The organism is Mesorhizobium sp. M8A.F.Ca.ET.161.01.1.1 (genome assembly GCF_004792105.1).
In the GTDB taxonomy this organism is placed as follows: Bacteria; Pseudomonadota; Alphaproteobacteria; order Rhizobiales; family Rhizobiaceae; genus Mesorhizobium.
Window position 1 is genome coordinate 1 of the sequence record NZ_SRTD01000018.1, and the last position, 22,447, is coordinate 22,447.

At 64.9% G+C, this 22,447-nt stretch carries 18 protein-coding genes; 9 read left to right on the forward strand and 9 right to left on the reverse strand.

What is annotated here, in order from left to right:
• Positions 1-320 precede the first annotated feature (320 nt).
• Positions 321-1,148, reverse strand: a complete 828-nt coding sequence (locus EN804_RS28910; RefSeq protein WP_127275363.1) for a ferredoxin--NADP reductase — start codon at positions 1,146-1,148, stop codon at positions 321-323.
• Positions 1,149-1,368: 220 nt separating this feature from the next.
• Here EN804_RS28910 and EN804_RS28915 point away from each other — a divergent pair, with 220 nt between their 5' ends.
• The 3 genes from EN804_RS28915 to EN804_RS28930 all read left to right on the forward strand — a co-directional run bounded on the left by EN804_RS28915 (position 1,369) and on the right by EN804_RS28930 (position 6,717).
• Complete coding sequence (locus EN804_RS28915) at positions 1,369-3,453, forward strand: hydantoinase/oxoprolinase family protein (RefSeq protein WP_135921832.1); 2,085 nt, start codon at positions 1,369-1,371, stop codon at positions 3,451-3,453.
• A 265-nt stretch (positions 3,454-3,718) separates the two neighbouring features.
• Positions 3,719-5,416, forward strand: coding sequence for a hydantoinase B/oxoprolinase family protein (locus EN804_RS28925; RefSeq protein ID WP_135921833.1), 1,698 nt, complete (start codon positions 3,719-3,721; stop codon positions 5,414-5,416).
• A gap of 185 nt (positions 5,417-5,601) precedes the next feature.
• A complete protein-coding gene (locus EN804_RS28930; protein ID WP_135921887.1) occupies positions 5,602-6,717 on the forward strand; it encodes an aminomethyltransferase family protein in 1,116 nt (371 codons plus the stop codon).
• Positions 6,718-6,993: 276 nt separating this feature from the next.
• Here the strand turns inward: EN804_RS28930 and EN804_RS28940 are convergent, their stop codons facing one another.
• From EN804_RS28940 to EN804_RS28960, 5 genes are all read right to left on the reverse strand, one after another.
• On the reverse strand, positions 6,994-7,650 hold the full coding sequence (locus EN804_RS28940) for a methionine ABC transporter permease (protein ID WP_135921834.1): 657 nt from the start codon (positions 7,648-7,650) through the stop codon (positions 6,994-6,996).
• Positions 7,631-8,719 (reverse strand): methionine ABC transporter ATP-binding protein, encoded by a 1,089-nt coding sequence (locus tag EN804_RS28945; RefSeq protein ID WP_135921835.1) that lies wholly within the window; start codon positions 8,717-8,719, stop codon positions 7,631-7,633. The genes EN804_RS28940 and EN804_RS28945 overlap by 20 nt, the downstream gene beginning before the upstream one ends.
• A gap of 85 nt (positions 8,720-8,804) precedes the next feature.
• Positions 8,805-9,659 carry a MetQ/NlpA family lipoprotein gene (locus tag EN804_RS28950; RefSeq protein ID WP_135921836.1) on the reverse strand — a complete coding sequence of 285 codons (855 nt, stop codon included), beginning with the start codon at positions 9,657-9,659 and terminating at the stop codon, positions 8,805-8,807.
• Positions 9,660-9,900: 241 nt separating this feature from the next.
• Complete coding sequence (locus tag EN804_RS28955; protein WP_135921837.1) at positions 9,901-11,388, reverse strand: aldehyde dehydrogenase; 1,488 nt, start codon at positions 11,386-11,388, stop codon at positions 9,901-9,903.
• Positions 11,389-11,447: 59 nt separating this feature from the next.
• A complete protein-coding gene (locus EN804_RS28960; protein ID WP_135921838.1) occupies positions 11,448-12,896 on the reverse strand; it encodes an APC family permease in 1,449 nt (482 codons plus the stop codon).
• A gap of 187 nt (positions 12,897-13,083) precedes the next feature.
• Here EN804_RS28960 and EN804_RS28965 point away from each other — a divergent pair, with 187 nt between their 5' ends.
• From EN804_RS28965 to EN804_RS28990, 6 genes are read left to right on the forward strand one after another with little or no spacing between them, the layout of a single operon-like run.
• The gene (locus EN804_RS28965) at positions 13,084-13,854 is read left to right on the forward strand and encodes an IclR family transcriptional regulator (RefSeq protein ID WP_135921839.1); all 771 of its coding nucleotides are present in this window, start codon (positions 13,084-13,086) and stop codon (positions 13,852-13,854) included.
• A complete protein-coding gene (locus EN804_RS28970) occupies positions 13,854-15,125 on the forward strand; it encodes a Tm-1-like ATP-binding domain-containing protein (RefSeq protein WP_189524586.1) in 1,272 nt (423 codons plus the stop codon). The genes EN804_RS28965 and EN804_RS28970 overlap by 1 nt, the downstream gene beginning before the upstream one ends.
• A complete protein-coding gene (locus EN804_RS28975; RefSeq protein WP_135921840.1) occupies positions 15,122-15,811 on the forward strand; it encodes an HAD-IA family hydrolase in 690 nt (229 codons plus the stop codon). Before EN804_RS28970 ends, EN804_RS28975 begins: the two co-directional genes overlap by 4 nt.
• Positions 15,811-17,160, forward strand: coding sequence for an aminotransferase class III-fold pyridoxal phosphate-dependent enzyme (locus EN804_RS28980; RefSeq protein ID WP_135921841.1), 1,350 nt, complete (start codon positions 15,811-15,813; stop codon positions 17,158-17,160). Before EN804_RS28975 ends, EN804_RS28980 begins: the two co-directional genes overlap by 1 nt.
• Before the next feature lie 27 nt (positions 17,161-17,187).
• Positions 17,188-18,495 carry an aminotransferase class III-fold pyridoxal phosphate-dependent enzyme gene (locus tag EN804_RS28985; RefSeq protein ID WP_135921842.1) on the forward strand — a complete coding sequence of 436 codons (1,308 nt, stop codon included), beginning with the start codon at positions 17,188-17,190 and terminating at the stop codon, positions 18,493-18,495.
• Entirely contained in the window at positions 18,492-19,514 is a 1,023-nt protein-coding gene (locus tag EN804_RS28990; RefSeq protein ID WP_135921843.1) for a phosphotransferase, read from the forward strand. The genes EN804_RS28985 and EN804_RS28990 overlap by 4 nt, the downstream gene beginning before the upstream one ends.
• Positions 19,515-19,538: 24 nt before the next feature.
• Here EN804_RS28990 and hpaH read toward each other — a convergent pair whose 3' ends face one another.
• From hpaH to hpaD, 3 genes are all read right to left on the reverse strand, one after another.
• On the reverse strand, positions 19,539-20,345 hold the full coding sequence (hpaH, locus tag EN804_RS28995) for a 2-oxo-hept-4-ene-1,7-dioate hydratase (RefSeq protein ID WP_135917544.1): 807 nt from the start codon (positions 20,343-20,345) through the stop codon (positions 19,539-19,541).
• Positions 20,342-21,211, reverse strand: a complete 870-nt coding sequence (locus EN804_RS29000) for a fumarylacetoacetate hydrolase family protein (protein WP_135921844.1) — start codon at positions 21,209-21,211, stop codon at positions 20,342-20,344. The genes hpaH and EN804_RS29000 overlap by 4 nt, the downstream gene beginning before the upstream one ends.
• A gap of 250 nt (positions 21,212-21,461) precedes the next feature.
• Positions 21,462-22,442 carry a 3,4-dihydroxyphenylacetate 2,3-dioxygenase gene (gene hpaD / locus EN804_RS29010; RefSeq protein WP_135921845.1) on the reverse strand — a complete coding sequence of 327 codons (981 nt, stop codon included), beginning with the start codon at positions 22,440-22,442 and terminating at the stop codon, positions 21,462-21,464.
• Between the last annotated feature and the right edge of the window lie 5 nt (positions 22,443-22,447).

Here is a 22,447-nt window from a genome sequence, read left to right on the forward strand (position 1 = left end):
TGAAACACATTCTTGGCCAGATCGATTCCAAATCTGATAGCTTGCATGACGGACGGTCTCCTCCGCTGGTGTTTCAACACGACCAGCTTGGCACATTCGATGCCGCAAGGGGCCGTCCACCCATCATTCTAGGGCGGAGCAAGGAGCGGAGCGAAGCGCGCAGACCCTAGAATCCATGCCGTTACGCTAAGGCGTTGCGGCGGCTACAGAATTTTGCACCGTTGCACTCTGCGCCAGAGGACACGGCATGGATACTCGGGTCAAGCCCGAGTATGACGAAGGGATGGGCGTCTCGGCCAATCTCCGACGCCAGGAGCGCCTCAGCCGACGAAGGCGCGTTCGACGACGAAGCTCGAGGGGTGGCTGAGCGACCCTTCCTGGAAGCCGAGGCTTTCGGCCAGCTCCTTGACGTCCTTCAGCATGTGCATCGAGCCGCAGATCATGATGCGGTCGGTTTCCGGATTGAGCTTCTCGATGCCGAGATCGCTGTAGAACTTGCCGGAGCCGATCAGCGCGGTGATGCGGCCCATGCGCGCCGACTCTTCGCGTGTCGTCGAATTGTAGAGCGTGACACGGCCGGCGGTCAGCTCGCCGATCAGCGGGTCGCTTTCCAGTGCCGCCACCAGTTCCTGGCCATAGATCAGCTCGGCATTGTCGCGGCAGGTATGGGTCAGGATCAGCTGATCGAATTTCTCGTAGGTGTCGGGGTCGCGCAGCAGGCTGGCGAAGGGCGCGATGCCGGTGCCGGTCGAGATCATGAACAGCCGCTTGGCCGGGGTCAGCGCGTCGACGACCAGCGTGCCGGTCGACTTCTGGCGCATGATCACGGTGTCGCCGACCTGGATCTTCTGCAGTTCCGAGGTCAGCGGGCCGTCCGGCACCTTGATCGAGAAGAATTCCAGCTCTTCGTCCCAGGCCGGGCTGGCGACGGAGTAGGCGCGGTACACCGGCTTCTCGGCATTGGGCAGGCCGATCATCACGAACTCGCCCGAGCGGAAGCGCAGCGACTGCGGACGGGTGATCCGGAACGAGAACAGCCGGTCGGTATAGTGCTTCACCGAGACGACGGTTTCGGCATAGACATTGGCCGGAATCGGAAACTGCAGCGGGCGGGCTTCAGCGGTATTGAACGCGGGCGTGGTGTTCATCAATTCCAACCTTCTCGCCCAATTACAGACGCGGGCGCCAAACTTTCCCGTGCGCGCCCGAACCATTCAGGTTCCGGCGTGCCTTGCACACACTGCGAGGCGGTAAGCTCTTGTGTCGAGAATTTATTAGTATACAAACGATATTTGCGTCAAGATGCCGCCGTAAAACACCTTTCCAAACTGCGGCATATCCGTAGTCCCAGCATTTCGGGTTTCGACAATGAAAGAGAATTTTTCGGTGCAGCCGCCGGATTCCCTGGGCAGCGTCGTCGCCGGCATCGATGTCGGCGGAACCTTCACCGACCTGCTGCTGATCGACGGCAAGGACGGCGGCAAGGTGTATCTGGCCAAGACCCCGACCACGGTCGACAACCAGGCCTTTGGCGTGGTTTCGGCGCTTGGCGCCACCGGCTTTCCGATCGACGGCATCGATCTCATCGTGCACGGCACGACCACCACCACCAATGCGGTGCTGGAGCGCCGCCTGGCCAGGACCGGCATGATCACCACGCGCGGTTTTCGCGATGTGATCGAGCTTGGCCGGCGCACGCGGCCGCAACCCTATGGCATGACGGGCACCTTCGTTCCGGTCATCCCGCGCAATTTGCGGCTGGAGGTGTCCGAACGCGTCGAGGCATCAGGTGCTATCCGAACGCCGCTCGACGAGGCCGAAATGCGCGATGCCGTGCAGGCGCTGATCGGCGCCGGTTGCGAATCCCTCGTCATCCACTTCCTGCATTCCTACGCCAACCCGTCACATGAGCGGCGGGCGGCCGAAATCGCCGCCGAGTTCTGGCCGAACGGCTACATCACCACCGGCCACGCGCTGCTGTCGGAGGCACGCGAATTCGAGCGCGGGGTAACCGCCTCGGTCAATGCCTCGGTGCAGCCGATCCTGGAGCGCTATGTCGAGCGGCTGCGCAAGGAATTGGCCGACAAGGGCTATGCCCGAGACTTCCTGATCATGAATGGCAATGGCGGCATGATATCGGCCCGCTTCGTCACACGTGAATCGGCAAAGACCGTGATGTCGGGGCCTGCCTCCGGCGTCATCGCCGCCGCCTATACGGGCAAGCGCGCCGGCTTCGAAAACCTTGTCACCTACGATATGGGCGGTACTTCGACCGACGTGGCGCTGATCCGCAACGCCGAGCCGGCGGTCTCGAATGAGATCGAGATCGAATATGCCATGCCGATCCATGTGCCAATGGTGGCGGTGCATACGGTTGGCGCCGGCGGCGGCTCGATCGCTCGCGTCGACGCGGCCGGTCTGATCCAGATCGGCCCGGAAAGCGCGGGCGCCAATCCCGGCCCGATCTGCTATGGCCGCGGCGGCACCGAGCCGACGATCACCGACGCCAATCTGGTGCTCGGCCGGCTGGCGCCGAAGAAATTGCTGGCCGTCGACAATCCGGTCACAGCGGAGCGCGTGACTGGCATTTTCGAGGACCGGATCGGCAAGTCGACCGGCCTCTCCGGCGTCGAAGCGGCTGGCGCGGTGCTCAGGCTCGGCAATATGAAGATGGCCGGCGCCATCCGCATGGTATCCGTATCGCGCGGCCACGATCCCCGCGATTTCGCGCTGTTCGCCTTCGGCGGCGCCGGGCCGCTGCATGCGACGGCGCTCGCCCGCGAACTCGGCCTGCCCAAAGTGCTGGTGCCGGCACGTCCCGGCATCACCAATGCGCTCGGCTGCGTCGTCGCCGATCTGCGCCACGACTTCGTCAACACCATCAACCAGCCAGTGGCCCTGCTTGATGAAAGCCGGCTCCACCAAGTATTGGAACGGCACCGGAACGAAGGCGAGGAACTGATCGCCAAGGAAGCGGTGAAGCCGGCAACGATCCGCGTCACCCACTCCGCGGACATGCAGTTCGTCGGCCAGACCCACATCATCAACGTGCCGTTGCCGTCCTCCTCGGTGACGCGAGCTGCATTGCAGGGCCTGTTCGAGAAAGCCTATTTCGCTCGCTTCAAGGTCGAGCTGCCCGAAATCCGCGCCAACCTCGTCAACCTCAACACCTCGGTCACCGGGATGCGCCCGACGATCGACTTGTCACGCCTGATCGACCCGGCCGGGCGGGCAAAGACGCTGGAAGAGGCGCGGCGCGAAATCCGGCCGGTCTGGTATGGCGGACGCTGGCACGACACGCCGGTGTACATCAGGGAAAAGCTGCCGCTCGATGCGGTCATCGAAGGGCCGGCGATCCTCGAACAGATGGACGCCACCACCGTGCTCGAACCCGGCGACCGCGCGCGCTGCGACGCCGACGGCAACATCATCATCGATGTGGGCAAGGAATGATGGGAAATTCGTCTGTTAGTTTTCTGTCCTTTTACAGTCGGCCTCGCGCTGCCCTGCCGGGCACTTCTCCCCGTATAGTGACGGGGAGAAGGATGCAGCTGCGGCCTCGGCGCTTTTCATGCGACGTTGAAGGTGAGCGAAATCATCGGCGACGGCGTCTTTCTCCCCGTCACCATACGGGGAGAAATGTCCGGCAGGACAATGAGGGGCGGCGCGACGTCTCAGGCCTTCCATGTCCGGCCCCTGCCATGAGGATTACTGAGCAATGACCGGTCTCGACGCCATCACGCTTTCGGTTCTCCAGGCCGCCTTGCAGCAGGTCTGCGACGAGATGGACCTGACCTTTTCCCGCGCCGCCTTCTCGCCCGTCATCGCCGAGGCGAATGATCGCTCGGACGGCATCTATTCGGCCGTCGATGGCTCGCTGATCGCCCAAGGCAGCCAGGGCCTGCCTGTGTTCGTCGGCGTCATGCAATATTCGACCAGGACGGTGATCGAGATGATCGCCGACGGCCGCTGCCTGCCGCCCGAACCCGGCGACATCTACATCGTCAACGATCCCTATCTCGGCGGCACGCATCTGATGGATGTGCGCTTCGCCATGCCGGTCTATCGCGGTGAAAAGATCTTCTGCTGGTTGTCCAACACCGGCCATTGGCCTGATATCGGCGGTTCCGTGCCGGGCGGCTTCTCCGCGTCCGCAACCGCCGTCGAACAGGAAGGCCTGCGGCTGCCGCCGGTAAAGCTGTTCAAGAAGGGCGTGCTCGATCCCGAAATCTACGCCATCATCTGTTCCAACATCCGGGTTGCCGACCAGCGCATCGGCGACATCAGGGCACAGGCCGCCGCGTTGCTGATCGGCCAGGACCGGCTCATGGAAATCCTGGATCGTTACGGAGACGAAACCGTTGTCGAGGCGATCGCCGAACTGCGCCGACGCGCCGCCGAGCAGATGCGCGCCAACATCGCGGCCATTCCCGACGGCACCTATCGCTCCAAGGCCTTCGTCGATTCCGACGGGGTGGTCAACGAACCGCTGACCATCGCGCTCGCCGTCGAGAAACAGGGCGATAGGCTGACCTTCGATTTCACGGGCTCATCAAAGCCCTGCGCTGGGCCGATGAACAGCGTGCTGGCGACGACCTTGTCGTCGGTCTATCTCGCCATGCGCCATATCTTCCCGGATGTGCCGATCAGCGCCGGCGCCTTCGAGCCACTCGAGGTCAAGCGGCCGGAAGGCACCTTCCTGGACGCAAAGTATCCGCGCCCGGTCTCGGGTTGCGCCGCCGAGGTCTCGCAGCGCATCGCCGAGGCGGTGTTCGCCGCCATGGTGCAGGCGCTGCCCAACAAGGTGACGGCGGCTCCCGCCGGCTCCAGCGGCAACTTCGCCTTGGGCGGCAGCGACCCCGCGCGCGGCCGCGACTATGTCATGTACCAGATCTCCGGCGGCGGCTATGGCGGCAATTCGGGCCATGACGGCCTCACCAATGGCTGCTCGACCATCGGCATTTCGAAATCGCCGCCGGTCGAGATCATGGAGCAGGCTTTTCCCGTGCTCTACCGGCACTATGCCTTGCGCGAAGGCTCGGGTGGCGCCGGCAAGCATCGCGGCGGTTTCGGCCTCGCCTACGAGGTCGAGATCCTGCGCGGCGAGGCGCGCGCCTCCTTCGTCATGGATCACGGCCGTTTCGGCCCGCAGGGCGCGCTCGGCGGTGGGGATGGTGAGCCCAACAGCGTGACCGTCTTCCGCGATGGCGAAGAACACATACCGCCGCACCTCTCCAAGGAGCAGGACATCCCGCTCAAGGCCGGCGACCGCGTGCGCGTCGGCACGCCGGGCGGCGGCGGCTATGGCGATCCGCGTGAGCGCGACCCGAAACTGGTCGCTCAGGATGTCCAGCTTGGCTATTATACAGCTGAGCAAGCCAAGCATCTGTTCGGGATCGAGGCACAAGGAAGCTGACCAAACTCGGATGAGCCGCCCCGCGCCGTGATCGCCGCATGACGTGTCGTTTCCGTCTCCGCCGGGAGCATGAAAGCCCGTAGATTTATCCGGTCAACGGAGATCTCGAACATGCGTCTTTTGGGTCGTTTCGTGCTTGCCGCTTCCGTCGCCCTCACCATCGCCACCGGCGCTGCTTGACTATCTTGGCTGAGCGGCGTTCCCCTTTCTACAGCAGCATCGTCGGGCTGGGCGCGACCATGGGCCGGGTCGGCGGCGATTTCATCTCGGCCAAATACTATTCCGGCATTGCCGACGAGCACCTGAACACCCGCGCCAATGTCGGCGTGCAGGACCTCAGCACCATGGGCAAGATGGACATCAAGGGTCCGGACGCCGAGGCGCTGGTCAACCATGTCATCGTCAACGACGCCGCGGCGATGAAACCGGGCAATGTCCGGTACTCCACCGTCTGCCGCGAGGATGGCGGCATCATGGACGACCTCACCGTGTTCCGGCTGGGGCCGGAGCATTTCATGCTGGTGACCGGCTCGGTCAACCGCCTGAAGATGCTGCCTTGGCTCCAGCATCATGCTGAGGGGCGCAAGGCCTATGTCACCGACATCACGGCGGCGGTCGCCTTCCCGACCATCCAGGGTCCGCGTTCGCGCGAACTCCTGAAGGCGCTGGTCGTGGATGCCGATCTCGATGGGTTGAAGCGCTGGGCGTTCACCTCGGGTCGCGTCGGCGAAACCAAGGTCATGATTTCGCGCACAGGCGTGACCGGCGAACTCGGCTTCGAACTGTTCGTGCCGGCGGACGAGGCGACCTCGGTCTGGGATGCGCTGATGCGGACTGGCCAGGCTTTCGGCCTGAAACCTTATGGCGTGCTGGCTATGTTCACGCTCGGGCTGGAGAAGGCCTATCCCGCCCATGGCATCGACATGGACGAGAGCCGCACGCCGTTCCATGTCGGCCTCGACCGCTGGATCAAGTTCGACAAGGGCGATTTCATCGGACGCGAGGCGCTGCTCAAGATCCGCGACAAGGGCCTCGACGAGCGCTGGACCGGCCTGATCCTCGACGGCGACAAGCCGGCCGCGACCGATGCCAGGGTGCTGGCCGATGGCAGGGATGTCGGCGTGGTCACCTATAGCGACCATGGCTATTCCCTCGGCAAGGTGCTGGCCACCGCGCATCTGCGGCTGCCCTTCACGGCTGTGGGCACCGAACTCAGCATCGCCATCGACGGCCAGCCCGTGCGCGCTGTGGTGGCGCCGATGCCGTTCTTCGATCCGGAGGGGGCGAGGTTGAGGGGCTAACCTGGTGTGTGCGCGTCCCACAGCGCCATAGCGGCCAATCCTCCGCGCTGCCCCTCACCTGCCTGCCGGCATCCTCTCCCCGTATAGTGACGGGGAGAGGGGCGCTCCGTCGCCGATTTCGCCAATCATCGGCGTTGCAAGAGGGGCGCCGGCGTCACGGCCGGCTTCTCTCTCCCCGTTCTACGGGGAGAGATGTCCGGCAGGACAGTGAGGGGCGGCGCCAACGCTAAGATTGTTTAGTCAGAAGGTTCGGCCGAACCTGAATATTCAGGCGCCTCACCCTCGCCGGTCGAGCCGCGCCACCAGCCGATCGCCCACCCACTGGATGCCGCAGACCAGGATGATCAGCACGATCACCACCGCCACCATCACCGAGGTTTCAAACCGCTGATAGCCATAGCGGATGGCGAGGTCGCCGAGGCCGCCGGCGCCGATGGCGCCGGCCATCGCGGAGGCGCCGACCAGCGTCACCAGCGTCACCGTGAAGCCGGCGACGATGCCGGGCAGGGCCTCGGGCACCAGCACCTCGCGGATGATCGTCCAGCGGTTGCCGCCCATGGCGCGGGCGGCCTCGATCAGCCCGTGGTCGACCTCGCGCAACGACACTTCGGCAATCCGCGCATAGTAGGGCGTGGCGGCGATCGACAGCGGCACGATGGCCGCCCAGGTGCCGATCGAAGTGCCGACGATCAGCCGCGTCACCGGGATCAGCGCCACCAGAAGGATGATGAACGGCACCGAGCGGAAGCCGTTGATGACGGCGCCGAGCACGCGATTCACCCACAGGCTTTCGGCAATGCCGCCGCGTTCGGTGGCGATCAGCGCCAGGCCGAGCGGCAGGCCGAACACCAGCGAGATTAGGCCGGAGGCGGCCGTCATCAGCACCGTCTCCCAGATCGACCGCAGCAGAAGCTCAAACAGGATCGGCGACATGGCCAAGCACCTCCACCCGCGCCTGGCGGGATTCCAGGAAAGCGATCACCTCGGCGAGATGACCCGCATCGCCGCCAGGGATGGAGAGGAACAGCGTCCCCACCGGCTCTCGCTGGATATGGTCGATGCCGCCATGGACGAGCCGGAAGGCACCGGGCACGGTTCTCGCAAGGTCGGACAGCAGCGGCCCGCGCGCAGGCTCGCCCGCAACGTCGACGCGCAAGATCGTTTCGGTGCCACCCGCGGGCAGCAGCCGCGCCGCCAGCTCCGGCGGCAGTTGCGGCCGGATCGCGCCGAGCAGGCGTCTTGTGATCTCGGACCGTGGATCGGCGAACACAGACCAGACTGGCCCTTCCTCGACGATGCGTCCGGCGTCGATCACCGCCACCCGGTCGGCGATCGAGCGGATCACCTCCATCTCGTGGGTGATCAAAAGGATGGTCAGGCCAAGCTGCCGGTTGATGTCCTTGAGCAAGGCGAGGATGGACCGCGTCGTCTCTGGGTCGAGCGCTGACGTCGCTTCGTCCGACAGAAGCAGCGCCGGCCGCGAGGCCAGCGCCCGGGCGATGCCGACGCGCTGCTTCTGGCCGCCCGACAGTGACGCCGGATAGGCTTTCGCCTTTTCCGACAGGCCGACGAGATCGAGCAGTTCCGCCGCCCGCTTCAGCCGTTCGGCCTTTGGCCGGCCCTCGATCTTCAGCGGCAGCGCCACATTATCCTCGACCGTCTTGGCCGACAGCAGGTTGAAATGCTGGAAGATCATGCCGATGCGCCGCCGCAGCGGCTGCAGGTCGCGCTCGCCGAGCCGGCTGATTTCGCGGCCCTCGATGAACACCTCGCCGGAATCGGGCCGCTCCAACCCGTTGAGGCAGCGGATCAGCGTCGATTTGCCGGCGCCGCTGCGGCCGATGATGCCGAGGATCTCCCCCTTGCGCACCGTCAGGGAAATGCCGTCGAGCGCCGCCGTCGCGCCGAAGCGGCGCTTCAGCTCGACAAGACGCACCACGTCCTGCGCCGGTGCATCGGCGTCGTTCGTGTTCTCGATGGCTGCGGTCACATGCTGGTTCATACGCGGATCCCGAAACAGGATTGCGGCCCGCGCGTTGCGCGGACCGCTTTTCTTGTCAAAGCAGACACTTTCGTGCCCGGATTGCTCAATAGGCGCTGAGGCCGGTGCCCTTGTAGACCTTGTCGAACTCGGCTTTGACCGCCTCGTTCTGGTAGGACGCCACCAGCGTCTTCACCCAGGCCTCGTTCTCGTTGCCGACCTTGACCGCAATGAAGTTGCGGTACGGATTGTCTGCGATCGGCTCCTGGGCGATGCGGTTTTCCGGTGTCAAGCCGCTTTTCAGCGCCCAGTCGGTGTTGACCACGGCTGCGTCGAGGTCCTCGACCGAGCGGCCGACGATGCCGGCGTCGAGTTCCTTGATCTCGACCTTCTTGGGGTTTTCGGCGATGTCGGCGGTGGTGGCCAGGATGCCGGTGCCGTCCTTCAGCTTGATCACGCCCTCATTCTGCAGCACGCGCAGCGCCCGGCCTTCATTGGACGGGTCGTTGGGCACGCCGATGACAGCACCCTGGGGCAAGTCGGCGACCGCTTTGTACTTCTTGGAATACAGGCCGATCGGCCACACGCCGGTATAGCCGACGCGCACGATATGGTAGCCCTGCGTCTTGATCTGGTTGTCGAGATAGGGCTGGTGCTGGAAGGCGTTGGCGTCGATCTCGCCGCGCTCCAGCGCCTCGTTGGGCTGGGTATAGTCGTTGAACACCACCGTCTCGATGCTCAGGCCCTTCTCGGCGGCTTGAGCGACCACGACGCGCCAGACGTCCTCGTCCTCGCCGCTGATGATGCCGACCTTGATCGCCTTCTTGTCCTCGGCGAAGGAGGCATGCGGCGCCATCAGGCTGCCTATCGCGACGGCCGATGCGAACAGCAGAGCCAGGCCACTGCGGCGGTTCAGGGTTGACCTTGGGGAAGAGGACAAAGTGTTGTTGAGGTCGGACATGATTGATCTCTGCGGTTGTGAAGTCATGGCAGCAAGGCGGATTGCCTAGCCTTGTTCACATCGTCAGAAATTCTATCGATTTTATCAAAGAACGCCTTTCGCCATTCTCCCTTGAAGCCGGGAATATTCTCTCAAAAATTTTGAAGAAGGGAGTAAAGACGCCCAGGATCGACCGCAACGGTTGCGGAGCGATCCGGCGGGCGTCAGAAGCGGCGAGGTTTTCAGCGAACCCGGCGGCCCCTCAAAGCGAGATCCAGGCGGTCTTCAGTTCGAGATACTTCTCCAGCGCGTGCAGCGACTTGTCGCGGCCGAAGCCGGATTGCTTGACGCCGCCGAGCGGCACGGTGACGTCGGCGCCGCCATAGGTGTTGACGTGGACAACGCCGGCATGGATGGCCCGCACCATGCGGTGCGCGGTGGAGAGGTTTGATGTCCACACCGCCGAGGCAAGCCCGTAGACCGTCGAGTTGGCAAGCCGCACCGCTTCCTCCTCGGTCTCGAAGCGCATCACGCCGAGCACCGGCCCGAACACCTCTTCGCGGGCAAGCTGCATGTCCTGCGTCACGTTCTCGAAGATCGTCGGCGCCATATAGCTGCCGCCGGTCTCGGCCAGGATCCGTTCGCCGCCGGTGACCAGCCTTGCGCCTTCTTCAGTGGCCATGGCGACGAAACCGAGATTCTTGTCCAACTGCTCCGCGCTCGACACCGCGCCGACATCGCTTGCGAGATCGAGCGGATCGCCGACCTTCAGCCTCGTGGTCGCCGAGAGCAGTTCGTCCATGAAACGGTCATAGACGGAGGCCTGGACAAGCAGCCGCGAGCCGGCGACGCAGACCTGGCCGGAATTGCGGAAGATGCCGTTGGCCGAGACGACAGCCGCCTGTTTCAGGTCCGGCGCGTCGGCAAAGACGATGTTGGGTGACTTGCCGCCGAGTTCGAGGAAGACGCGCTTCAGATTGGAACGGGCGGAGTATTCGAGTAGGCGGCGGCCGACCGGTCCCGAGCCGGTGAAGGCGATGGCGTCGACATCCCCATGCAGGCCGAGCGCCTCGCCGGTGACCGCGCCCCTGCCGGTCACGACATTGAGCACGCCGGCGGGCAGCCCGGCTTCGGCAGCCAGTTCGGCCAGCCGCAGCAGCGTCAGCGAGGCGATCTCCGGCGGCTTGACCACCACGCAATTGCCGGCGGCCAGCGCCGGCGCGATCTTCCAGGCGCCGATCATCAACGGGAAGTTCCAGGGAACGATGACGCCGACGACGCCGAGCGGCTCCTTGTGGATCAGCCCAAGCACGTTGTCGGCGGTCGGCGCGATCTCGCCATAGACCTTGTCGATCGCCTCGGCGTAGTAGCGGATGGTGCCGGCCGCCGACAGCGGCTCGGCCTTGTAGGCCATGCCGATCTCGGTGCCGTTGTCGCGCACGCCGAGCACGGCCAGCTCGTCGACGTGTCTTTCGATCAGCTCGGCGAGCCTGGTCAGCACCTTCTTGCGGAAAGCGGGGGCAGCGCGCGACCATGAACCCTTCTCGAACGCCTTGCGTGCCGAGCGCACGGCGCGGTCGATGTCGGCTGCATTGCCGTCGGCGATGCTGGCGAAAGGCCGGCCGTCGATCGGCGAAATCACCAGCAGGCTCGCGCCGCTTGCCGCCTCCGCTTGGGCGCCATCGATGAACAGGCCGCGCGCGCCGATCTCCGCCTTGCGCAGTGTGTCGATGGCACTTTGACTGATCATTATATTCTCACTTCAGGAGAGTCTGCGGGGCGGCGTGATACGCCGCCCTGATATCTCGCTCAATCCTTGAGCGGTACGCCGAGATTGTCGAAGGCCACCGGATCGCGGCTCTTCAACGCGCCTGCCAGCAGCAGGCCCACCACGCCGGCGATCAGCACCAGCCCCGGCAGGAACGCACCGAGGAAGCCGCCGGCCCCCGACAGGCTGCCGAAATTGATGACGATCAGGTAGATGATGACGACGAAGGCGATGAAGGTCAGCCCGGGCAGGATCGTGGTCTTGAGCGCGTTCTCCTGGGCCGACGGGTTGGCGCGGAAGTACATCACCACGGCGAGCGAGGCGACCGCCATCATGACGATGACGCCGAGCGTCGCAACATTGGTCAGCCACGAGAACAGCGCCAGCACCGGATCGAGCCCGAGCACGGCGAACAGCCCGACGACGACAGCCGCCAGCACGCTCTGGATCACCGAAGCGACATGCGGGCTCTGGTGCGCCGAATGCGTCACGCCGATCGCCTGCGGCAACAGCCTCTCGCGGCCGGAGACATAGATGTAGCGGGCAACGGCATTGTGGAACGCCAGCACGCCGGCAAACAGGCTCGACACGAACAGGATGCTCATCGCATGCGTGAGCAGCGTTCCCGCATAACGGTCGGAGAGGCCGAACAGGAAGGTGGTCGGGTCCTGCAGGTCCTGCAGCGCCGGCAGCAGTTTGTCGACGCCGGCACCCACCGCCATCAGCCAGGCGGTGACCATGTAGAAGACGCCGATCAGCAGCACCGAGAAATAGGTGGCGCGCGGAATGGTGACCTTGGGGTCACGGGCTTCCTCGGCATAGATCGTCGTCGCCTCGAAGCCGATGAAGGCGGCGAAACAGAACAGGATGGCGATCGCCGGCGCGCCCGAGGTGATCTGGCTCCAGCTGAACGGGGCCGCCGAGAGGCCGCTGTCGCCGCCGGTCCTGAGGATCACCAGGTCGAGGATCAGCACCACGGCATATTCGCACAGCACCAGCACCGTCAGGATCTTGGCCGACAGGTCGACCTGGCGGTAACCGAGCACGGCGACGATGGCGATGGCGATGAAACTCCACACCCACCAGGGAAGGTTGATGCCCCAGCTGGCGAACAGCCCGGAGGTCGCCGCACCCAGCAGGCCCATGACGCCGATCTGCATGGCATTGTAGGACAGGATGGCGATCAGCGCCGTGGCGCCGCCGGCAAGGCCGCCCAGGCCGCGCGCGGCGTAGGCATAGAAGGCGCCGGCGTTGCCAACATGGCGCGACATGGCGACATAGCCGACCGCGAAAAGAAGCAGCAGCACCGTGACGATCAGATAGGTGCCGGCAAAGCCGGCGCCGTTCCCCATCAGCATGCCGAGCGGCGTGCCGCCGGCGACCGCCGTGAGCGGGGCGGCGGCCGAGATCACCATGAAGGTGATGGCGCCGACGCCGAGACTGTTCTTGCGCAGCCTGTTGGCCGGCGCCGCTTCCGAAACTGCTGACATTTGTCCCTCCTGTTTGCAAACCGGTTGGCTTGCCGGCCGAATGGCCTGTCCCATACGCTCTGGATGTGGTTCATTATTTGAACCGTTATTTTGAATATAGACTTGCAAACAAAGCGGCTTCCTGTCAAGTTAATTCACACGTTAATTGATTGCCGCTTATGGGGCGCACATTGCTGGGAGGAATGCGTTGAGTACGGTCGGCAAGGCGATTTCACTCTTGGAGCTGTTCACCGTGGCCGAGCCCGAGCTCGGACTGTCGGACCTCGCGCGCCGGTCGGGTTTCGACAAAGCGACGACGCGGCGCCTGCTGGTGGCGCTGACCGGCCACGGTCTCGTCGAGCAGGATGCCGCCACACGGCACTATCGGCTCGGCGCCGGCCTGTCGCGGCTGGCGCGCATCCGCGAGGCCCGCTTTCCCTTCCTGCAGACCGCGGTGCCGCTGGTGCGGGATCTGGCAAGTGCCACGGCCGAGACCGTGCATCTGTCGGAGTATTGCATCGACCGGCTGGTCACCGTCCATGTCGAGCATCCGGCGCGGGCAAACCGGGTCAATGTCGATATCGGCCAGCTCCTGCCCCTGCATTCTACCGCCTCCGGCATCGTCTATCTGGCCTTCGCCAGGGACGAGGCCGTCAAGGCATGCTTGACCACTCCCCTGGAGGCCTTCACCGCGCATACACTGACCGAACCGGCCGCCATCGCGCGCTCCATGGGCGAGGCGCGCGAGCGCGGCTATTCGATTTGCGACCAGGGCCTGGAGGAGGGCGTCATATCAGTCGCCGCGGCAATCCTGGCGGCGGATGGGTTCGCGCTCGGCACGATCGCCGTGGCGGCGCCGAAGGCCAGGACGACGGCGGCCGACATCGCCGAGCGCGGACTTGCGGCCGTGGCCGCGGCGCGCGAGATTTCGATGCGGCTCAACGGCGACAATCTGCAAGCGCTGAGGAGGCAGGCCTGATGTCCGAACCCCGCATCCTGGTCATCGGCACCGGCGATACCAAGGCCGAAGAACTGCTGTTCATGAAAGCATGCATCGAGGCATCGGGCGGCAGTGCCGTGATGATGGATGTCAGCGTGCTGGGCGACCCGCCCTACAGCCCCGATCACGACAAGCACGCGGTCGCCCGCGCCGTGGATGTGACCATCGCCGAGATCATCTCCAGCGGTGACGAGAACACCGCCATGACGCTGATGGCGGGCGGCGCCGTGCAATTGGCGCGCAAGCTCCAGCAAGACGGCGAGATCGACGCCTTCATCGCCATAGGCGGCTCGATGGGAACCGATCTGGCGCTCGATGTAGCGCTTTGTCTGCCGCTCGGTATGCCGAAATTCGTCGTCTCGACCATCGCCTATTCGCACCTGATCCCGCCCGAGCGGGTCGCGCCAGACCTGATGATGATCCTCTGGGCCGGCGGGCTCTACGGCCTCAACTCGATCTGCAAGCTCGTCCTGTCGCAGGCCTGCGGCGCGGTCGTCGGCGCGACGAAGATGATGCTTGAAACCCGCGCCTCCGCGCCGGCGAAAGGCCCGACTATCGGCATGACCTCGCTCGGCAGCTCCTGTCTGCGCTACATGAAGACGCTGAAGCCGGCGCTGGAACGGCGCGGCTATGACGTCGCCGTCTTCCACACCACCGGCATGGGCGGCCGCGCCTTCGAATCGATCGCCGGCCAGGATCATTTCTGCGCGGTGTTCGATTTCAGCCTGCAGGAGATCACCAACCATCTGGCCGGCTCCGTCGTCAGCTCCGGCGCCGACCGGCTGGAGAATGCCGGCGCCCGTGGCGTTCCGCAGATCGCGGCACCTGGTGCGGTCGACATGGTCGACCTGCCAACCTGGCAGGATTTGCCGGCTAAATTTTCCGAGCGCCCGTTCCACGCCCACAACAGGCTGATTGCCTCGATTACAGTCGATGCGGATGACCGCCGCGAGGTCGCCCGGACCATCGCCGGGAAGCTCGGCATGGCCAAGGGCCGTTCCGCGCTCATCCTGCCTTCCCGTGGCATCCAGGAATGGGACACCGAGGGCGAGCCGCTCTATGAGCCCGAAGCGCTTGCCGCTTTCGTCGATGAGATGCGCAGGGCGATCCCCGCGGGCGTCGAGTTCCATGAGATCGACGCTCACATCAACAGCGACACCTTCGTCGCCAAGGCGCTCGAAATCTTCGACCGCTGGGTCGAGGAAGGCATTGTCCCGCGCGGCATGCCGGCCAAGGAGGTCGCCGCGTGAGTGCTGTTTCCGCACAGGCGCTGGTCCTCGACTTCGGCGGCGTCGTCACCCGTACGCTGTTCGAGACCCATGCCTTGACCGAACAGGCGCTGGGCCTGAAGCCGGGAACGCTGCAGTGGCGCGGCCCGTTCGATCCCGGCAGCGATCCGCTGTGGCGTGCCATGCAGGCCGACGAGATCAGCGAGCGCGACTATTGGCGCACCCGCACTCGGGAGGTCGGCCGCCTTGTCGGCGAGGACTGGCAAGCGATGGAAACCTTCGTCCAGCGCGCGCGTGGCGCCGAGCCCGAAAAGGTGGTGCGGCCGGAAGCCATCAGCGCCATTCGCGCCATCCACGCGGCGGGATTTCGCCTGGCGATCCTGTCCAACGAACTCGACCTGTTCTACGGCGCCGGCTTCCGCCGGCGGCTGCCGCTGCTTGACCTGTTCGACGTGATCGTCGACGCCACCTATACCGGCATCCTCAAGCCGGATCCGCGAGCATACGCCTTCGTCACCGAAGCGCTTGGCCTGCCTGCCGCCGCCTGTGTCTTCGTCGACGACCAGCAGCGCAATGTCGATGGCGGCCGTGCCGCCGGCATGCGTACGGTTCATTTCGACGTTTCCCGGCCGGTCCATTCCTATGCCGAGGCCCTCGGCCATTTCGACCTCGTCCAGCTGCCTGAGACCTTTTGCGGAGCCTTGTGATGCGCGACATCAACTTCCTCACCGAGACCAATGCCAGGCCGATCTGGCACCCGATGGCGCATCCGGCCGAGATGCGAGCCAATGCGCCCAAGGTGATCATGAAGGGCGAGGGCGTCATGGTCACCGACATCGCCGGCAACACCGTCCTCGACGCCGTCGGCGGGTTGTGGAACGTCAATCTCGGCTACAGCTGCGACCCGATCAAGCAGGCGATCGCCGACCAGCTCGGCGCACTGCCTTACTACTCCGGCTTTCGCGGCACCTCGACCGGACCGTCGATCGAGCTCGCCTACGAACTTGCGGAATGGTTCGCGCCGGAAGGCATGGTGCGCACCTTCTTCACTTCGGGTGGATCGGATTCGGTCGAGACGGCGCTGCGGCTGGCGAGGCAATATTGGAAGATCCGCGGCCAGGGCGACCGCACGAAGTTCCTCGCCCTGAAGAAGGGCTATCACGGCACGCATTTCGGCGGTGCCTCGGTCAATGGCAACGCCAATTTCCGCCGCAACTACGAACCGCTGCTGCCCGGCGTCTTCCACATTCCCGCACCCTGGACCTTCCGCAACCCGTTCGACGAGGCCGATCCGGCGCGGCTGGCGAAACTGTGCGCCAGGGCGCTGGAGGACGAGATCGCCTTCCAGGGCGGCGACACGATCGCCGCCTTCATCATGGAGCCGGTGCTGGGTGCGGGCGGCGTCATCGTTCCACATGAAAGCTTCATGCCGCTGGTGCGCGAGATCTGTGACCGCCACGAAATCCTGCTGATCGCCGACGAGGTCGTCACCGGTTTCGGCCGCACCGGCGCCTGGGCTGGCTCGCGCCTGACCGGCGTGAAGCCGGACTTCATGACCATCGCCAAGGCGATCACCTCGGGCTATTTCCCGCTCGGCGCCACGCTGATCGGCGCCAAGGTTGCCGACGTCTTCGAGGCCGACAAGACCAGTTTTGGCGCCATCGGCCATGGCTACACCTATTCCGGCCACCCGGTCGGTTGCGCGGCGGGACTGGCCGCACTCGCCGAGACCAAACGGCTTCGCCTCAACGAAAACGCGGCCGCGCGCGGCGCAGAACTGGCGGTGGTCCTCGAAGGTTTGAAAGCGAAGCACGCGATCGTTGGCGATGTCAGGTACAAGAGCCTGATGGCGGCGGTGGAACTGGTTGCCGACCGCGCGACGAAGAAACCCGCCGACAAGAAGACCATGGCTGTCGTTTCGGAGGGGGCCTACGAGGCCGGCGTCATGCTGCGCGTCTCCGGTAACAACATCATCTTGTCGCCACCGCTCATCATCAGCGCCGCCGATGTCGCGAAGATCGGTGAGGCGATCGACGCAGGCCTGTCGAAGGTCTGACGCATGCAACGGAGGTTTGGTACACCGATGGCCCAATCGCGGCAAGAACAGGCTGGGGAAACACTGGTTAGCCGGCGTGGCCGGCTGCTCGGCGCGAAATCGCAACTGTTCTATGACGAGCCCGTGCATCTTGTACGCGGCGAGGGTGTCTGGCTCTACGACGCCGATGGCCGCAAATATCTCGACGCCTATAACAATGTCGCCCATGTCGGCCATTGTCACCCGCATGTGGTCGAGGCGCTGTGCCGGCAGGCGAGCCTGCTCAACACCCACACGCGCTATCTCCACACCGCGATCCTCGATTATGTAGAGCGGCTGACCGCCACCTTCGATGCCAGCCTCTCCACCGCCATCCTGACCTGCACCGGCAGCGAGGCCAACGACATCGCGCTGCGCATGGCGCAGGCGGTCTCCGGCCAGATGGGCATCATCGCCACCGACGCCACCTATCACGGCAACACCACAGCCGTTTCGCAGCTCTCAACCCGCATGCCGCCGGTCGGCGGCCGCGCCCACCATGTCAGGCTGGTGCCGGCCCCCGACAGCTATCGCCATCCCGATGCGATGACCAATGGCAAGGCCTTCGGCGATGCCGTGCGCGCGGCGATCGCCTCGCTGGCCGAGGACGGCATCGGCCTCTCCGGCATGATCCTCTGCCCCCTGCTCGCCAATGAGGGCTTTCCGGCACTTCCGAGCGGCTTTTTCGACGACGCCGTATCGGCGGTGCGCGAAGCGGGCGGTCTGATGATCGCCGACGAGGTACAGCCCGGCTTCGGCCGCACCGGCAGCCATTTCTGGGGCCATCAGCGCGCCGGTTTCGTCCCCGACATCGTCACCATGGGCAAACCGATGGGCAACGGCCACCCGGTCGCCGCTGTCGTCACCACTCGAGAGATATTGGCGACCTTCCGCGACGCCTTCCGCTACTTCAACACCTTCGGCGGCAATCCGGTCTCCTGCGCGGTGGCCAATGCGGTCCTCGATGTGCTGGAGGACGAAAACCTCATCGCCAATGCGCGCGATGTCGGCGCCTATGCGCTCGGCCTGCTGCGGCCACTGGCCGATCGTCATGAATCGATCGGCGAGGTCAGGGGCGCCGGCCTTTTCTTCGGGGCCGAACTGGTCCGGGACCGCAAGACACGCGAGCCGGCGCCCGACATCGCCGGCCGCGTCATCAACGCGATGCGCGACCGTGGCGTGCTGATGGGCAAGACCGGCATTCACGGCAATGTGCTGAAGATACGCCCGCCAATGCCCTTCTCCCGTGCCAATGCCGATCTGCTGATCGAAACGCTCGATGAGGTGCTCGGCGAAGTCGGCGGAGTGCCGGCGTGAACGCTGTCTCGACGCATGCCGAGCCTGAAACGGCAGCTGATGTCACCGACCTTGCCAGACGTGCGCTGGACCATTGGGGCGTTCGCGGCGGCGAGCCGGAGCTCTTGAAATACCGTGAGAATGCCGTCTTCCGGATCCACTTGCCCGATAGCCGGCCGGCCGTGATGCGCGTGCATCGGCTTGGCTACCACACGGATGCCGCGCTGCGCGGGGAACTGCAATGGATGGGCTTTCTGCAAGCCGCCGGCGTCGCCACGCCGTCTCCGATCGCAACGCAGGCCGGCGACCCGTTCGTGCTCGTCGGCACCGCCGCTTTGACGCAACCGCGCCAGGTCGATTGCTTGAGCTGGCTCGAGGGCCGCGCCGTCGGCGCGCGCGGCGTACCGCTGGACTATACGCCGGAACAGTTGGAGCAGGTCTTCAGGGAGATCGGGCGAAGCATCGCCCACATGCACAATGTCACCGCCACGTGGACGCCGCCTTCAGGCTTCACCCGCCATGCCTGGGACTTCGACGGCTTCTTCGGCGCGGCCCCGAATTGGGGACGCTTCGAGACCTCCCCCTTCCTCGACGACGCGCGCCGCGATCTGGTTTTCCAGGCGCGGAAAAAGGCGGTGAAGGCGCTGGCGGAACACGAACGCAGCGCTCGCAATTTCGGCATCATCCACGCCGATCTGGTGCGCGAGAACGTGCTGATCCATGATAGTGGGGTGCGCATCATCGACTTCGATGATTGCGGCTTTGGCTGGCACATGTACGACCTCGCCGTCGCGCTATATCAGAACCGCCAGGAGCCGCTCTATCCGCTGATCGAGGCTTCGCTGCTGGACGGCTACCGGCAGCAGCGGGAGTTGACCGCGCTGGATGTCGCCGCGCTGACGCTGTTCGCCGCGCTGCGGGCCTTCGCGTTTCTGGGCTGGGTGCAAAGCCGCGTCGAGGGCGATATCACCCGCGAAGTCGGCCTGAGCATGTCGAACATCGCCGCCGATGTGATTGCGGCCTATTTGCGCGACAAATGAGGCGGTGTGGCTGGCGGGGAACCGTCAGCCTTTCGCGAAATGGATGCTGACCGTTCCCGAACCGCCGAAATCGGCGACGATCGTGTCGCCCGGCCGTGCCTCCACGGGCCGCACGAAGGAACCCGACAGCACCACTTCGCCGGCCGCGATCGATAGGCCGTAGCGGGCGAGCCGGTCGGCCAGCCAGGCCACGCCCATGGCCGGATGGTTGAGCACGCCGGCGCCGAGCCCGGTCTCCTCGACCTCGGCATTGCGCGAGACGATGGCGCCGATCCAGCGCATGTCGGCTTCATCGGGCCGCTGCGGCCGCCCGCCGATGACGATGCCGGCATTGGCGGCATTGTCGGAGATGGTGTCGAAGAAGGTGCGCGCCTTCTTGGTCTCGGCATTGACGCGCTCGATGCGCGTATCGAGGATTTCCAACGCCGGCGTGATGTAGTCGGTGGCGTTGAGCACGTCGAAGAGGGTCATCCCGGGCCCCTTCAGCGGCGCCTTCATGACGAAGGCGATCTCGGCCTCGACGCGCGGCTGGATGAAACGGCCGGCGGCAATGGTCGCGCCGTCGTTGAAGAACATGTCGTCGAAGAGCACGCCCGAATCCGGTGTGTCGATGGCCAGCGCATATTGCATCGCCTTGGAGGTCAGGCCGATCTTCCAGCCTTTCGGCTTCAGCCCGGCATCGGTCTTGCGCTTCACCAGCGCCGCCTGGACGCGATAGGCATCCTCCATCGTCGCTTCCGGGAAATCGAGGCTGAGCAGCCGGATCTGGCGGCGCGAACGCTCGGCTTCGAACAGCCGGTTGGCGGCCTCTTCCACTTGGCTTGGGGTCATTGTGCGGCCTCGTCGACGACGCCGTTTCTGAGCACGCCGATGCCGTCGGCCTCGACCTCGATCACATCGCCCGGTTTCAGCCAGATCGGCGGATCGAAGCGGGCGCCGGCGCCGGTCGGCGTTCCCGTGACGATGATATCGCCAGGCACCAGCGTGGTGAAGGTCGAGATGTAATTGATGATCTTGCGGAAGGAAAAGATCATCCGGCTGGTGCGGTCCTGCTGGCGCGCCTCGCCATTGACGCGGGTGGTCAGCGCGATGTCGGCGATCTGCGCCTCGTCCGTGAACGGCACCAGCCACGGGCCGATCGAGCCGGTGCGCTCGAAGTTCTTGCCTTGCGTGACGTTGAATTTGGCGTGCCGCACCCAGTCGCGGATGGTGCCTTCGTTGCACAGCGACAGGGCGGCGATGTGGTCCAGCGCATCGGCCTCGGCGATGCGCCGGCCGGGCTTGCCGATGACGATGACGATTTCGCCCTCGTAGTCGAGCTGTGGTGATTCCGGCGGCCGCACCAGCGGCGCGCCATGACCGACGAAAGAGCGCGGAAAACGGATGAACAGCGAGGGGTTGGCGGGAGCTGCCTGCCCGTCCTTGTACTCCTCGTTGCGGTCGGGATAGTTGACGCCGACGCAGATGATTTTTTCCGGGGAGGGAATGGGGATGTCGTAGGTGATGGCGTCGAGCGGGAAATCGGGGGCGAAGGCCTCCGCCTCTTCCGCCAGGCGCCGCAGGGCGCCGGCCTCGATGACCTCGCGCAATGTCGGCCATTGGCTGTGGCGGGCCGACAGGTCGACGACACCCTTGCTCGTGACGGCGCCATAGCGCGTCTTGCCGTTGACGGTGAAGGTGGCGAGGCGGGTGCTCATGCTCCGGCTCCGGTTCTATTTGCCGACCGGAATCGCCGAGTTCTACGGCGCCCCCCTCTGTCCTGCCGGACATCTCCCCCACAAGGGGGGAGATCAGCCGGCCGCGCCGTCGGCGCCTCTCTTGCATCGTTGAAAATTGGGTTGAAAATTGGCGAAGGCAGGGATGCCAGCCAATCTCCCCCCAAGTGGGGGAGATGTCCGGCAGGACAGAGGGGGGTGCGACAGAACGCCGACATCTCCTAATAGCCCTTCACGGCGCGATGATCGGCGAGGCCGTCAGATCCGGCTGGCGCACTGTGGCGCCCGCAAAGACACTGCCCTCCTCGAACCAGCTTTTCGGTGCCGGCGCGCCCCACAACGTCTGGCGCTGCGGGTCCTTCAAATCCCATTTGATCGGCTCGAGGTCGGGATCGACCGTCTGGTAGTCCGAACAGTAGATCTCGATGCGATGATTGTCGGGATCACGGACATAGAGGAAGAACGCATTGGAAATGCCGTGGCGGCCGGGGCCGCGTTCGATGTTCGGCAGGTAGCCGGTAGTCGCCATCAGGTCGAGCAGATCGATGATGTTGAGCGGCGTCGGCACCCAGAAGGCGACGTGGTGCAGGCGCGGGCCGATACCGTTGGTGAAGGCGATGTCGTGGACGCCGCCCTTGCGATGCGTCCAGGCCGCCCACAGCTTTCCGCTTGAGGCATCTTCCGTATATTCGGTAACGCGAAAACCGAGCTCGTTGTAGAAGGTGACGGACTCGTCGACATTGGGCGAGAAGCAGTTGAAATGGTCGATGCGCAACGGCTTCACGCCCTTGTAGAGCGCGTATTTCTGGTGGATCGGCGGCAACCGCTCCATCGTCGCGTAGAATTCCAGCGGAATGCCGTGCGGGTCGCGCGTGCGGAAGGTGCGCGACTGGTAGGGACGCTCGACCCATTCGACCGGCAGGCCCTTGCCCCTGAAGAAGTGCTCTGCCTTGTCGAGGTCCTCGTCGGAAAAAACCTTGAAACCGAGATCGCGGGCTTCCGGCGTCGTTGCCTTGCGCAGCACGATGCAGTGATGGCCGCGCTCCTCCATGGCCCTGAGGTAGATGGCGCCCGATGTCTCGTCGGTGACCTGCAGGCCGAGCGTGTCGACATAGAAGGCGCGGGATCGGGCAAGGTCGGTCACCGCGAGCTCGACATGGCTGAGCCGAACGATGTTGAAGGCGGGGTAGAGGTTGGGCTTGGGCAAGGGCATCTGGT

What these genes read in the sequence shown, in the direction of transcription:
- EN804_RS28910 (WP_127275363.1), bottom strand. Translation starts at nt 1,148, where the DNA reads ATGAACACCACGCCCGCGTTCAATACCGCTGAAGCCCGCCCGCTGCAG.
- EN804_RS28915 (WP_135921832.1), top strand. Translation starts at nt 1,369, where the DNA reads ATGAAAGAGAATTTTTCGGTGCAGCCGCCGGATTCCCTGGGCAGCGTC.
- EN804_RS28925 (WP_135921833.1), top strand. Translation starts at nt 3,719, where the DNA reads ATGACCGGTCTCGACGCCATCACGCTTTCGGTTCTCCAGGCCGCCTTG.
- EN804_RS28940 (WP_135921834.1), bottom strand. Translation starts at nt 7,650, where the DNA reads ATGTCGCCGATCCTGTTTGAGCTTCTGCTGCGGTCGATCTGGGAGACG.
- EN804_RS28945 (WP_135921835.1), bottom strand. Translation starts at nt 8,719, where the DNA reads ATGAACCAGCATGTGACCGCAGCCATCGAGAACACGAACGACGCCGAT.
- EN804_RS28950 (WP_135921836.1), bottom strand. Translation starts at nt 9,659, where the DNA reads ATGTCCGACCTCAACAACACTTTGTCCTCTTCCCCAAGGTCAACCCTG.
- EN804_RS28955 (WP_135921837.1), bottom strand. Translation starts at nt 11,388, where the DNA reads ATGATCAGTCAAAGTGCCATCGACACACTGCGCAAGGCGGAGATCGGC.
- EN804_RS28960 (WP_135921838.1), bottom strand. Translation starts at nt 12,896, where the DNA reads ATGTCAGCAGTTTCGGAAGCGGCGCCGGCCAACAGGCTGCGCAAGAAC.
- EN804_RS28970 (WP_189524586.1), top strand. Translation starts at nt 13,854, where the DNA reads ATGTCCGAACCCCGCATCCTGGTCATCGGCACCGGCGATACCAAGGCC.
- EN804_RS28980 (WP_135921841.1), top strand. Translation starts at nt 15,811, where the DNA reads ATGCGCGACATCAACTTCCTCACCGAGACCAATGCCAGGCCGATCTGG.
- EN804_RS28985 (WP_135921842.1), top strand. Translation starts at nt 17,188, where the DNA reads ATGGCCCAATCGCGGCAAGAACAGGCTGGGGAAACACTGGTTAGCCGG.
- hpaH (WP_135917544.1), bottom strand. Translation starts at nt 20,345, where the DNA reads ATGACCCCAAGCCAAGTGGAAGAGGCCGCCAACCGGCTGTTCGAAGCC.
- EN804_RS29000 (WP_135921844.1), bottom strand. Translation starts at nt 21,211, where the DNA reads ATGAGCACCCGCCTCGCCACCTTCACCGTCAACGGCAAGACGCGCTAT.
- hpaD (WP_135921845.1), bottom strand. Translation starts at nt 22,442, where the DNA reads ATGCCCTTGCCCAAGCCCAACCTCTACCCCGCCTTCAACATCGTTCGG.